8 protein-coding genes are annotated in these 13,140 nt (G+C 68.8%); 5 read left to right on the forward strand and 3 right to left on the reverse strand.

The genetic code is table 11. The features are described 5' to 3' along the window. Positions 1-227 precede the first annotated feature (227 nt). Entirely contained in the window at positions 228-1,736 is a 1,509-nt protein-coding gene (eccB, locus tag ACFV2O_RS13320; RefSeq protein WP_379252000.1) for a type VII secretion protein EccB, read from the forward strand. Between the two features lie 25 nt (positions 1,737-1,761). On the opposite strand, the gene eccA is transcribed toward eccB, so the two are convergent. Beyond that, positions 1,762-3,594, reverse strand: coding sequence for a type VII secretion AAA-ATPase EccA (gene eccA / locus ACFV2O_RS13325; RefSeq protein WP_379252001.1), 1,833 nt, complete (start codon positions 3,592-3,594; stop codon positions 1,762-1,764). A gap of 285 nt (positions 3,595-3,879) precedes the next feature. Here eccA and eccD point away from each other — a divergent pair, with 285 nt between their 5' ends. From eccD to eccCa, 3 genes are read left to right on the forward strand one after another with little or no spacing between them, the layout of a single operon-like run. Further along, positions 3,880-5,310, forward strand: coding sequence for a type VII secretion integral membrane protein EccD (gene eccD / locus ACFV2O_RS13330; RefSeq protein ID WP_379252002.1), 1,431 nt, complete (start codon positions 3,880-3,882; stop codon positions 5,308-5,310). A gap of 32 nt (positions 5,311-5,342) precedes the next feature. Beyond that, positions 5,343-6,722, forward strand: coding sequence for a type VII secretion-associated serine protease mycosin (gene mycP, locus ACFV2O_RS13335; RefSeq protein ID WP_379252176.1), 1,380 nt, complete (start codon positions 5,343-5,345; stop codon positions 6,720-6,722). Between the two features lie 45 nt (positions 6,723-6,767). Further along, positions 6,768-10,847: a type VII secretion protein EccCa gene (gene eccCa / locus ACFV2O_RS13340; protein WP_379252003.1), complete on the forward strand. Its 4,080-nt coding sequence runs from the start codon at positions 6,768-6,770 to the stop codon at positions 10,845-10,847. 165 nt (positions 10,848-11,012) lie between these two features. On the opposite strand, the gene ACFV2O_RS13345 is transcribed toward eccCa, so the two are convergent. Continuing rightward, on the reverse strand, positions 11,013-11,618 hold the full coding sequence (locus ACFV2O_RS13345; RefSeq protein ID WP_379252004.1) for a GNAT family N-acetyltransferase: 606 nt from the start codon (positions 11,616-11,618) through the stop codon (positions 11,013-11,015). 3 nt (positions 11,619-11,621) lie between these two features. Beyond that, positions 11,622-12,425 carry a GntR family transcriptional regulator gene (locus ACFV2O_RS13350; RefSeq protein ID WP_355076198.1) on the reverse strand — a complete coding sequence of 268 codons (804 nt, stop codon included), beginning with the start codon at positions 12,423-12,425 and terminating at the stop codon, positions 11,622-11,624. Between the two features lie 358 nt (positions 12,426-12,783). On the opposite strand from ACFV2O_RS13350, the gene ACFV2O_RS13355 reads away from it, so the two are divergent. Continuing rightward, positions 12,784-13,095, forward strand: coding sequence for a DUF4254 domain-containing protein (locus ACFV2O_RS13355; RefSeq protein ID WP_355076200.1), 312 nt, complete (start codon positions 12,784-12,786; stop codon positions 13,093-13,095). Positions 13,096-13,140: the final 45 nt, after the last annotated feature.

The raw sequence follows: 13,140 nt of genomic DNA on the forward strand, positions 1-13,140 counted from the left end.
CGCGCAGTGTGTCATAGTCCGATCGGCGTTGATTTCTCGGCGCAGGCGCATCCGTTATTTCACTATCGGTTGCCTCGCCGTTCATCGTTTCGTACACAGTTGTTTGTCCCTGCTTCGCCTCGGTACGGCCGCCGTTGATCGGCTTCGGATTCCATCGGTTCAGGGCCGTCGGTGAATTACGGTACCGTGTCGAAGAGAATGGTGATCGATAGCTCGATGGAGACCATGTGCCTGCACAGCTGACCACCCGCGCTCAGGTCAATGGATACCGATTCCTGTTGCGCAGGCTCGATCACGCGCTGGTCCGTCGCGACGTGCGCATGTTGCACGATCCGATGCGTTCGCAGATCCGCTCGCTGTTCGTCGGCGCGGTGCTCGGCGTGCTCGTGGTGGCGGGCGCCGCGATCCTGGCCTTCCTGCGTCCGCAGGGCGCGATCGGCGACGCCGTGATCGTCTCCGGGAAGCAGAGCGGCGCGCTGTACGTGGTGGTACAGGGCCAGGACGGCAACAAGACCCTGCACCCGGTGCTGAATCTCGCGTCCGCGCGGTTGATCACCGGCGCCGACGCCGAGCCGCACGCGGTGAAGGACGACAAGCTCGGCGATCTGCCGCGCGGGCCGCTGCTCGGCATTCCCGGCGCGCCGAGCGCGCTGCCCGGTTCCACGCAGGGCAAGAATTCGGAGTGGTCGCTGTGCGAGACCATTCCGTTGTCCGAAGGCGGTAGCGCCGCCGCATCATCGGGTGGCACGACGACGGTGATCGCAGGCCACCCCGCGCTCGCGGACCGCATCCGGACCTCGAATCACGACGAGGCGCTGCTCGTCCGGCGCGACAACAAGACCTACCTGGTCTACGACGGCAAACGCGCCGAGGTGGACCCCGCCAATTCGGTGATGGCGAGGGCATTGGACCTGCGCCCCCAGCGGCCCCGTCCGGTCGGCACCGGGTTGCTCGGCGCGACGACGCAGGTTCCCGCGCTGGCTCCGCCGCAGATCCCCCGGGCGGGGGAGCGGGGGCCGGGCCCGCTGTCGGAGATCCCGGTCGGCGGCGTCATCTCGGTGTCCGGCGTGGGGCCGGACGGCGGTGCCGCGCTGTACGTCGTGCTCGCCGACGGTTTGCAGCCGGTGTCGCCGTTCACCGCGCAGGTGATCAGGTACGCCGATTCGCACGGCATGCGGGAGATCGCGACCATGCCTCCCGATGTGCTGGAACGGGTTCCGGTGGTCCGGCAACTGCCGGTCGACGACTTCCCGGTGCGTGCCCCGAGGATTCTGCCCGCCGAGGACGCGCCCGTCGCCTGCGTGGCCTGGGCGAAGTCGCCGGGCGCCGCTCCAGGGCAGGGCCAGGACAACACGGGCGACGGCCCCGGCGAGCGCGCGGCGGTCAGCCTGCTGGTCGGCACCCGTTTGCCGATCGCGGAGTCCGCGAAACCCGTCGAGGTGTCCACCTCCGACGGCGCGGGCGACCGGGTCGACGCGGCCTACATCCCGCCGGGTTCAGGAGAGTTCGTGCAGGTGACCGGCATGGAGCCGGGTAGCCCGCGCCGCGACAGCCTGTTCTACATCGCCGATACCGGCGTGCGCTACGGCATTCCGGACGCGGCCACCGCGAACGTGCTCGGACTGGGCGGCGCCCCGCGCCTCGCGCCATGGGCGATCGTCGGTCAGATGGTCCCCGGGCCCACGCTGTCGGCGCGAGAAGCGCTGGTCAGCCACGATTCGCTGCCCACGAAATAGCGCTCGCCGGGCCGCCCGACCGGACTCAGTCCGTCCAGCCGACGTTCAGCGAGGTGAGCAGGCTGGACAAGGCCAGCTCCATGTCCGACGCCTCGATGCGGCGCAGCACCGCCTCATCGATGTCGGTCAGGTCCAGCGATTCGTCGTTGGCCAGCCGGAATTCGCGCTCTTCCTCGGCCGCTTCGATCACGTTGCGGACGAACCGACCGTTGCCAGCGAGGTCGACGCCGCGGCGCGGCTGACCGCTCTGGTCGGTGCTCTGCATCGCGTACAGGCGCTCGCAGGCCCGGACCAGCTGCTCGAGCGCTTCTTCGGACAGGTCCGAATCGCGTTTCCTGGCGATCACCTGGCCGATCTGCCCCAGTTCGTCCGCCGTGTAGGACGGGAACTGCAACCGCTTCGAAAAGCGCGAGGCCAGGCCGTCGTTGGCGGTGAGCAGCCGGTCGATCTCGCCGTCGTAGCCCGCGATGATCACCACGAGGCGATCACGGTCGTTCTCCATGCGCGCCAGCAGCGTGTCCACCGCTTCCCCGCCGAACGCGTCGCCGCCTTGCAGACCGGTCTGGATCAGCGTGTACGCCTCGTCGATGAACAGCACGCCGTCCATGGCGGTGTCGATCAGCTTCTCGGTCTTGATCGCGGTGCCGCCCAGGTTCTGGCTGACGAAGTCGACGCGCTTGGCTTCGACCACCTTGTCGGTCTTCAACAGGCCGACGCCGCAGTAGATCTTCGCGACCACCCGCGCGATGGTCGTCTTACCGGTGCCGGGCGGCCCGGTGAAGGCCAGGTGCTGGCCGCGCGGCTGACTCGCCAAGCCCTTCTCGGCCCGGATCTTCGCCAGTTGCGCCGACGACTGGAGCTTCGCCACCTGGGTTTTCACCGAGGCCAAGCCGATCTGCGAGTCCAGTTCGGCTCTGGCCTCGACCAGGATCTTCTTCGCCCGGTCCTGGCTCTCGGCCTGTTCCATCTGCTCCATCGACGGCGAGGACGCCGGGTCCCACTTGTCGGTGCGCGCATCGATCACCTCGCGGCTGGTGACGGTGATCCGGTAGGTGCGGTCACGCATCGCGGCCGCGTTCGCCTCGAAATCCGGTGCCTGCGAGTACACCTTCTCGAACAGGGCTTGGGCTTCCTCCTCGTTGCCCGATTCCCGCAGGCACAAGCCGCGGCAGAACATCGCGGTCGACCGCGCCGCCGGGATCGGGCCCGCCTCGGCCTGCTGCATCCGCCGGATCGCCTCGCCGAACAAGCCGAGCTGGGCGCACGCGGTGCCGACCATCACGTGCGCGCCCGCCGCCAGGTACGGATCCTCCCAGTCCGCCGAACCGGCGAGCACCGCCATCACGTCGGGCCAGCGCTGGGTGTTGTAGTGCAGCACGCCACGGACATACGCGCAGATGCGGCTGTCGATCTCGCCTTCGGGGTTGCTCAGCTGTCCACCGCGGAACGTGTCGAGTTCGTCGAGCACCCGCTCGGCCTCGTCGTACTCCTTGTCGGCGATCAGCTGTGCCGCCCAGGCCAGCGTGACCTCGGTGTGGTTGGCCAGCGGGTAGTCGATGTACAGACCGGGCAGGAAGCGGCCCGCGAGTTCGCGTGGACGCAATCCGAGCCTGCGCTGCTCGCGGTAGAGCGTGCTCGCGCTGGTCTTGTGCAGATTGAACAGAACGTCCTTGGTCAGCTCGCCCGCGGCGGCGCGGCCGAGCCACGCGTCGCACATCGTGGGATCCCACTCCGTGGCGCGTTGAAAAGCCAGTTTCGCGTAGTCGAGATCACGTGCGGATTCTTGCCCCTCGATGGACAATCCGAGCGACAGGATTCCGGCATCGAATGCGCGTTGTGCTTGACGGTTGCCGGTCATTGCTGTCGAACCCCGAAATCTTCGTTTCTCGTAGTAGAGACGTTCATCTGGATACCAGACTACCGATCGCGCGTGGCCCGGTTCGTCCGTTACATTAGGTTCAGCTGCCGGGAGGTCGCAACGCAAGAGTCGGCTATGTGTGCGAGTGCTCGATGTGGTGAAGTCGGGCACTCGGGACGGGTTCCAGCAAATGCTGTCGATGCGTGAATCATTGTTCCGGATGAGGGCTGGGGAAGGTTGCCGTTGATCGAGTCGGCGAGCGGTATACGTGCCACCGAACCCGTATTGAGTCGTGTTTCGGTCATCGGTGGGAACACTCAGGTCGATGTCGGATTGCCGGCCACCGTGCCGATCGCCACATTCATCGGTGATCTGGTGGCGCTCATCGAATCGCGTAACCCGGAGCGGACCGAGGCCGAGGAGGAGTCGGCGCCGCTGGACGCGCGGCACTGGACCCTGGCCCGGCTCGGCCGGGAGGCGATCGCGCCGAGCCGCACGCTCACCGAGGCCGAGGTCTACGACGGTGAGTTGCTGGTGCTGCGGTCGGTGGCCGCGAAGGAAGCGCCCGCGCTGTTCGATGACGTCATCGACGCGGTATCACGGCTGACCGCCGAGGAATTCCTGAGCTGGTCCGGGGCAGCCGCGCGCTGGATGGGCCTGGTCGTGTCGGCGCTCAGCGTGCTGATCACGCTGGTCGTGCTGGTGATCTCGCGCGGGCACGGCGATCCGGTCGCACCCGCTCTCGCGCTGCTCGGCTGTGGCACAGCGGGTTTCGTCACAGCGGGTATCGCCGCGCACAGATACGCCGACACGGCGACCGCGACCTGGTTGTCCCTGGACGGACTGCTACTGCTCTTCGGCGGCGCCGCGCTGCTGGTGCCGGGCACGCTCGGCAGTCCCCATCTGCTGCTGGGCAGTTCGGTGCTGCTGATCGCGGCGCTGCTGGGCTACCGGATAACCGGCACCGGCGCGACGCTGTTCTCCTGCGCCGCCGCGCTCGCCGTGATCGCGGGCGTCGCCGCGGCGATCCACCTGATCTGGCATCCGGGCCTGCCGAAATTGTCGGCCGGTCTGCTGGTGGCGGGCATCGTGATCATCTCGGCGGTGCCGCGGCTGGCGGCCGTGCTCGCGCGGCTGCCGATTCCGCCGGTTCCCACCGCGGGCGGCGCGATCGACCCGGCCGACCACGAGCCGCGACCGACCATCGAGGGCATCGGCGCCATCGGCGCCAGCGCACTGCCCTCGGCCGCGGGACTAGGGGTACGGGCACGAACGGCCAACCGGTTCCAGTCCGGCCTGGTCGCGGCGTGCACCGCGAGCGCGGTCGTCGGCGCGTTCGGCGTGGCCGATCCGCTGGGTTCCGGACGCTGGCAGGGCATCACGCTGGCGGTCGTGACCGCGATCATCCTCGCGCTGCGCGGCCGCTCGTTCGCCGATCTCACCCAAGCCGCGACGATGATCGGCGGTGGGTGCCTGACTGTCGTGGCCCTGGCCGTCGGATTCGCCGTCGGGGATTCGGACTACACCTTGCTCGCGGCAGGCATCCTGCTCGCGTTCGCCGCGGGCGTGGTCGGGTTCGGGGTGATCGGTCCGCACATCGAGGTCACCCCGGTGACCCGGCGGATGATCGAGATCTTCGAGTACTTGCTGATCGTGGCGGTGATTCCGCTCGTGCTGTGGGTGATGAACATCTACTCGATGGCCCGGAACATATGACCGGCAGCGCCTTCCGCCGGATCGTCATGCGGATGGCCTGCGCGGCAACGGTTGCCGGCGCCGGAATCGGCGTGCCGTGGCCGAGTGCCCAGGCGATCGCCCCACCCGGCATCGACCCCGGCGCCCTCGGCGCCGCACAAGGTTTGAGCGCGCGGCCCGCGCCGTTGGAGCCGACCGAACAGCGCGCCGTCTGCGCCGAACCCCTGCTCACCGGCGCGCCGCCGGGCGAGCCTCCGATGGCCCAGCGCGTGCTGGATCTGCCGTCGGCGTGGCAGTTCAGCCGCGGCGCAGGGCAGAAGGTGGCCGTCATCGATACCGGGGTGAATCCGCACCCGCGGTTACGGTCTTTGCAACCTGGCGGTGACTTCGTCTCCGACAGCGACGGCACAGTCGATTGCGACGGCCACGGCACCCTGGTCGCCGGAATCATCGCGGCCCAGCCCAGCCCCGGCGACGCCTTCGCAGGCGTCGCGCCCGACGCGGACCTGCTCACCATCCGGCAGCTGAGCCTGGCCTACGAGCCGAAGGACCGCGGCGGCCGTGGCGATCCGCCGGGCAAGATCAGCAGCGACGGCTACGGCAGCGTGCTCACCCTGGCGGCGGCCGTGGTCCGCGCCGTCGATCTCGGCGCCACCGTCATCAACATCTCCGAAGTAGCTTGCACCGCAGCCGGTTCGGACACCGCCGACGCCTCGCTCGGCGCGGCGGTGAAGTACGCCTACGACCGCAATGTCGTCGTGGTCGCGGCCGCGGGCAATCTGCAGCCCGACGGCGCCTGCTCGAAACAGAACGAGGGTTCCGGCTGGAGTTCGGTGGCCACGGTCGCGAGTCCGGCCTGGTTCACGCCCTACGTGCTCTCGGTGGGCTCGGTGGACTCGACGGGCCAGGTGTCGGAGCTGTCGCTGCACGGCCCATGGGTGGGCGTCGCCGCGATCGGCCGCAATATCGTGTCGCTGGACAGCAAACCGGGCGCCACCGGCCTGGTCGACGGCGTCCAGACCACCGATGGAATCCGGGCCGTGGAGGGCACCAGCTTCGCGGCCCCCTACGTGGCCGGGCTGGCCGCGCTGGTGCGGGCCCGCTTTCCGGAACTCAGCGCGCAGCAGGTGATGGACCGCATCATCCGCACCGCACACGGACCGGGCACCGGCCGCGACGACCGGATCGGCCACGGCCTGATCGATCCGCTCGCCGCGCTCACCGCGCAGCTGCCGGAGAAACCCGTGAGCGCGGGCGCCGACGCCGCACGAGCCGTCGCCGCGCCGGTGATGCCGCCGGGCCCCGACCCGCGGCCGCGCCGGATCGCGGTGATCGGCTCCATCGTCGCCCTGGCCTGCCTCGCCATCGGTGTGGCCGTGGCGTTTCCGTTCCGGCGGACCAGGCAGGACCTGAACGCGGAATTCGATCCGTAGCGCGGGCGCAGCTCGACCGCTCGCCACCGACCGAACGAAGGAATCATGGCTACCGAAGGCTTTGTGCGCCGCCCCCGTATCGCGCCGCCCCGGGCGCCCGGTGGTGAGGTGGCGCTGACCGCTCCGCCGGAGATCGCGCGCGCCCTGCCCGCGCCGCTGATGATGAAGCTGATGCCGGTCGTCATGGTGGTCGCGGTGGTCGGCATGATCGCCATGATGGCGATGATGGGCCGCAACCTGCTGGCCAATCCGTTCATGATGATGTTCCCGATGATGATGCTCATGTCGATGGTCGGCATGATGGCGGGCTTCCGTGGCGGCGGCCCCAAGCGCGCGGTGGAACTCAACGAGGAGCGCAAGGACTACTTCCGCTATCTGGACCAGGTCCGCAAGGAGGTGCGCCGCACCGGCGGCAAGCAGCTGGAGACGCTCCGGTGGAGTCACCCCGAACCCGCCGACCTGCCGTCCCTGATCGGGACGAGGCGAATGTGGGAGCGCAGGCCCAACGACCCGGACTTCGGACACGTGCGCGTCGGGGTCGGCAGCCACCGGCTGGCCACCAAACTGGCGCGCCCCGAGACAGGGCCGTTGGAGGATCTGGAACCGGTGTCCACCGTGGCCCTGCGCCGATTCGTGCGCACCCATTCGGTGGTGCACCGCCTGCCGACCGCCGTGTCGCTGCGCGCGTTCCCCGCGATCAACATCGGCGGCCCGGTCGAGGACGCGCGCATGCTGGCGCGGGCGATGCTGATGGAGCTGGCCGCATTCCACGGACCCGACCATCTCGCCATCGCGATCGTCTGCTCGGACCCGGACGGCCCGGCCTGGTCCTGGGCGAAATGGCTACCGCAACTGCAGCATCCGACCCAGCGCGACGGCATGGGCTCGACCCGGATGATGTACCACTCGCTCGGTGAACTGGAAACGGCGCTTGCGGCCGAGCTGCTCGAGCGCGGCCGGTTCATGCGCAACCCACAGCCGACCCAGGGGCGACTACATCTGGTCGTCGTCATCGACGACGGCTACGTCAGCGGCAGCGAACGGCTGGTCAGCGAATCGGGCCTGGATTCGGTGACGGTGCTCGACCTCACCGCGCCGGAAGGCGGGCTCGCGGCGCGGCGCGGACTGCAACTGGTCGTCGGCGACGGCGAGGTGGCCGCGCGCAGTGCGGCCGGCGTGGAGAAGTTCGCCACCGCCGACGAGGTGAGCACGGCGGAGTCCGAGTCCTTCGCTCGCGCGCTGGCCAGGTACCGGCTCGCGACGGCCGCGCAGATCGTGAGTCTCGGTGAGGGAACCACGGCCGATCCGGGACTGATGGCGCTACTGAAGATCCCGGACGCGGCCCAGATCGATCCGGCGCGAGTGTGGCGTCCGCGCACCGGCAGGGAACGGCTGCGGGTGCCGATCGGCATCACCCCCGACGGCACTCCGGTGGAGATCGACATCAAGGAGTCGGCCGAGAACGGCATGGGCCCGCACGGCCTGTGCATCGGCGCCACCGGCTCCGGAAAGTCGGAATTCCTGCGCACTCTGGTGCTCTCGCTGGTCACCACGCATTCGCCGGACGCGCTGAACCTGGTGCTCGTCGACTTCAAGGGCGGCGCGACCTTCCTCGGCCTCGACTCGCTGCCGCACGTCGCCGCCGTGATCACCAACCTGGAAGAGGAACTCTCGCTGGTCGATCGCATGAAGGACGCGCTCGCGGGCGAGATGAACCGCCGCCAGGAGCTGCTGCGTTCGGCGGGCAACTACGCCAACGTCACCGACTACGAGAAGGCGCGCGCCGCGGGAGTGCCGCTCGATCCGCTGCCCGCGCTGTTCATCGTGGTCGACGAGTTCTCCGAACTGCTCTCGCAGAAGCCGGATTTCGCGGAGCTGTTCGTGATGATCGGCCGCCTCGGCCGGTCGCTGCACGTGCACCTGCTGCTGGCGTCGCAGCGCCTGGAGGAGAACAAGCTGCGCGGACTGGAATCGCATCTGTCCTATCGCATCGGCCTGCGCACGTTCTCGGCGAACGAGTCGCGTGCGGTGCTCGGCATCACCGACGCCTATCATCTGCCGAGCGTGCCCGGATCGGGATATCTGAAGAGCGACGCGTCGGATCCGTTGCGGTTCAACGCCAGTTACGTGTCCGGTCCGTACGTCGCGCCGCAGGGCGCGGTGACCGGCGAGGACGGCAGCCCGGTCGCGGGCAGGCGGCCCGCGTTGTTCACCGCCGTGCCGGTGGAGATACCCGACCCGATCGATGCGGAGACCGAAGCGGAACCGGTCGCGCCGTCGAACCCGCTGCTGGAGCTGCCGCCGCCACCGTCGGCCGCTGGGGCCGTGCCCGGCGCCGACGAGGGCATCCCGGACACGTTGCTCGACGTGGTCGTCAAGCGGCTCACCGGGCACGGCCGACCGGCGCACGAGGTGTGGTTGCCGCCGCTGGACGAATCCCCGACGGTGGACATGCTGCTGCCGGACCCGGACTGGCGTTCGCCGGTCAACCGGCACGGCCAACTGTGGATGCCGATCGGCGTCATCGACAAGCCCTACGAGCAGCGCCGCGATGTGCTCACCATCAATCTGGCTGGCGCCCAGGGCAATGTCGCGGTCGTCGGCGGCCCGCAGTCGGGCAAGTCGACGACCCTGCGCACCATCATCATGGCGACCGCGGCCACGCACACTCCCGAACAGGCGCAGTTCTACTGCCTCGACTTCGGCGGCGGCAGCATGGCGGGCTTGTCCGGCGTGCCGCACGTGGGCTCGGTGGCCGGTCGCCTCGACGGCGATCGGGTGCGCCGCACCGTCGCCGAGCTCACCACGCTGATGCGTCAGCGCGAGGAGCGGTTCGCCGCGCTGGGCATCGAATCGATGGCCGAGTTCCGGCGCCGCAAGTTCGGCGAGGGCCGTCGCGTTCCGGATGGCACAGCCGGTCCCGCCGACCCCTTGGCCGACGACAAGTTCGGCGACGTGTTCCTGGTGATCGACGGCTGGGCCGCGATCCGCGAAGAGTTCGACCTGCTGGAGCCGCAGATCAACGCCATCGCGGCGCAGGGCTTGTCGTTCGGCATCCACCTGATGATCGGCGCCGCGCGCTGGGCCGAGATCCGCCCGGTGGTCAAGGACCAGATCGGCACCCGCGTCGAGCTGCGGCTCGGCGATCCGTCCGACTCGGAGATGGGCAGGCGCACCGCGCACCAGGTTCCGGTCGGACGCCCGGGGCGCGGTCTGACCGCGGACCAGCTGCACATGCTGATCGCCCTGCCGCGCCTGGACTCCGACTCCGACCAGGGCAGCCTGGCCGACGGTGTCGCGCAGGCGCGGGCCGGACTCGAACAGCAGTACCCGAACCGCCGCGCGCCCGAAGTGCGCATGCTGCCGCTGCGCTTCGGCAGGGACGAGCTGATGGCCTCGGCGAAGGCGGAAGGCGTCGAGCTCAGCCCCACTCGGGTGGTCGTCGGTCGCGGCGAGTCCGAATTGCAGCCGCTGGTGCTGGATTTCGGCGTAGAACCGCACTTCATGGCCTTCGCGGACGTGGAATGCGGCAAGACCACCCTGTTGCGCAACATCGTGATGGGCGTGGTGGAACAGTCGACCACCGAGCAGGCCCGGATCATCATGGTGGACTACCGCCGGACCATGCTCGGCGTGGTCGAGGGCGACCACCTGGCCGGATACTCGACGTCGTCGCAGACCTGCGGTCCGATGATCCAAGAGGTGGCCGGGTATCTCGCCAAGCGGATTCCCGGCTCGGACATCACACCGCAGCAACTGCGCGAACGCAGTTGGTGGAGCGGCCCGGAGATCTACATCGTGGTCGACGACTACGACATGGTGGCGGCCGGTACCGGCATGAATCCGTTCGCGCCGCTGTTGGAATACCTGCCCCAGGCGCGGGATATCGGCATGCATTTCGTGGTAACCCGCCGCAGCGGCGGTGTGTCCCGCGCGCTGTACGACCCGATTCTGGGCACCATGAAGAACCTTTCGGTGGAGACGCTGATCATGAGCGGGTCGCGCGACGAGGGCAAGCTGATCGGCGACGTGCGGCCGAGCAAGCTGCCGCCCGGCCGTGGAACACTGGTCTCGCGCAGCAGGGGTATCGAGATGGTGCACATCGCGCACTTGCCGCCCATCTGATCGGTTCGCCGTCGTGCGCCGGATATTCCGGCGTGCGCGGAGCGGCTCGTGAGTGCGCGGCACGATCGCGCACAAGGCGTCCTGCGATATTCGGTTACACCGTGCCCGTCGCGCGCGGCGGGCAGCCCCGGACAGCGCGGATCGTTCAGTTGTCGCCGCGTGGGATCAGTTGTTCGGCGGCGGTGGGCGCAAAAGCGCAGGCGCGGCCACTCGCCCGACAGCGGGGACCGGCACGGGAAGTGCGGGATCCCAGCTATCGGCTCTTCGCTCGAACAGCGCGCGCGACGGTCCCAGCGCGAGCGGGCCCGCGATGCGCACCAAACGGAATCCCGCCGAACGGTAGTAGGCGTGCAGGTGGGTATTGGTGGTCCACGCGTCGAGCCGGACCCAGGCGCGGCCCTGCGAGCGGGCGAGCAGTCCCGCGTGCGCCAGCAGGTGATGGCCCACGCGGCGGCCCGCGAAACGCAGATCCACGATCATGTAATGGGCGATCACCGCGTCGTCGAGTTCCCACGCCGACCACAGACCGGCGTCGGCGCGGTCGTTGACCGTGATCGTTCCCGCCGGTTCGCCCGCGACCTCGGCGATCCAGGTCTCGCCCGCGTCCAGCGACCGTCCCACGGCGCGAGCGAAGATCTCGATGGGCAGGCCGCGTCCGGCGACCGTCCACTGGTCGGAGCCGCGCGCGGTGAGCCACGCCGTGCGCTGTACGCGCAGGCGGCAGATCATGCCGAGATCGCCCCATGTCGCCTGGCGCAGCGCGATCGTCATGGGCTAGGCCCGGCCGGTCCCGTGCGAATCGGCAAGCGTGGTCCGGATGACTGCGGTGCCTTCGGCGTCGCCGAGCTCGTAGGCGAGCCGATTGCCGGAGGCGAGCGAACGTTGCCGCGTGGCACGGGTGACGCGCTCGTGGTTGGCGCCGATGCGCAGGTGGTCGAGCAGGATGGTGCCGGTGGCGACGCCGAGCACCAAGGCTTCCTCCGCGGTGGCAGGCCGGGCGACGAGCGTGTCGCGGTGCGCGGTCTCGGCATGGCCCCGGTCGGCGAGGCGGCGGGTGGTGCCCTCCGGAATATCGTGCGGCGAGTCGATTCCGGTGGCCTCCGCCAGATCACGGGGATAGAAGCTGACCTCCCACGACCACGGCTCATGGTCGAGATACTGGACCACCGTCCTGGCCAGCACCCACGAATCCGGCGGTATCCCCAACCAAGACGCGACTTCGGGGCTGGCGGGCTCCATCTTCGCGCTGAACTCCTTCGACGGCTCCCGGTGCGCGGCCCGCGCGATCTCCTCGAAGATGTCGTGCGGGGTCTGCGGCCGGTCGGGGCGGATGGAATCGGTGACAACGGATTCCAGGATTTCCTGGTTTCGAACGATCGTTCCGCGGGAAGTAGCTGTATAGACGAGATTTTCGGTCACCAGCACCTGGATCGCGTTGCGGGCCGTGGTAATCGAGACCTGCATTTGATCGGCAAGCTCCGAGTGACTGGGCAGTCGATCGCCCGGTTTCCACTTGGCTGCGCGGATCTCCTCGCGGAGGAGGTCTGCGATCCGGTGATACGTCGGACCGTCCGCCATCTTGCTCCTCGGTTGGTCATGCAGGTAACGAAGTGTACTCTCCGTGACTCCCTACGGCCCGTTAACGCTTGACAGGTGCCTTCAGAGGTTTATTGTAATGAAGTCCTGATCCGGTGTTGTGCGGCGATGACGGCGAGGCAACGTGGCAGGTTCGGATACAACGGTCGTAATGGCCCTCCCTGGCACACCTAGGTGTGTCGATCCTTCGGTGCGCTCTTCGGCACCGGGATTGCTTCCCACGTCCGACCTATTGGTTCGGGCGTGTCGCGGACACCGCGTGGTCGGTGGTCCGCTCTTGTGGTTCGCTCGTGATCTGGCAGTGCTACATGAGCGCCGCCTGGTCGGCCGCGGTGGTTCGGTGGACACCTCCGTGGCGGTGGTTCGCGAAATCGAGCGTCGCAGAGTCGAATTGGTGATGGCCATCGACGACTGGGTGATGCGAAGTGTGCCGCAGCATCGGCTCGGCGCCACTCTGCACACCGAAACGGTGGGTGCGGTGATCGATCGCCTCGCCGAGTCGTCGGTGCGCGCACACCACGCGTTGATGACTCTGAACGCGCACGACGATTTGCTGCACAACGCGTGGCATCATCTCGCCGAACTCGCGGACGCCTATGACGATCTGGTGCGCGACGTCATGGCGGGCAGGCGGCGTCTGCCCGAGTGGTGAGCGGCTGATCCGTTCGCCCTTCGCCCCGCCGGGCCACCGCCCGGC

Origin of the sequence: Nocardia sp. NPDC059691 (assembly GCF_042733915.1) — a bacterium.
GTDB classification, from domain to species: domain Bacteria; phylum Actinomycetota; class Actinomycetes; order Mycobacteriales; family Mycobacteriaceae; genus Nocardia; species Nocardia sichangensis.

Excerpts from the sequence above, each read along its gene's own strand:
- ACFV2O_RS13350 (WP_355076198.1), bottom strand. The coding sequence starts at position 12,425 with ATGGCGGACGGTCCGACGTATCACCGGATCGCAGACCTCCTCCGCGAG.
- mycP (WP_379252176.1), top strand. The coding sequence starts at position 5,343 with ATGGCCTGCGCGGCAACGGTTGCCGGCGCCGGAATCGGCGTGCCGTGG.
- eccA (WP_379252001.1), bottom strand. The coding sequence starts at position 3,594 with ATGACCGGCAACCGTCAAGCACAACGCGCATTCGATGCCGGAATCCTG.
- eccCa (WP_379252003.1), top strand. The coding sequence starts at position 6,768 with ATGGCTACCGAAGGCTTTGTGCGCCGCCCCCGTATCGCGCCGCCCCGG.
- ACFV2O_RS13345 (WP_379252004.1), bottom strand. The coding sequence starts at position 11,618 with ATGACGATCGCGCTGCGCCAGGCGACATGGGGCGATCTCGGCATGATC.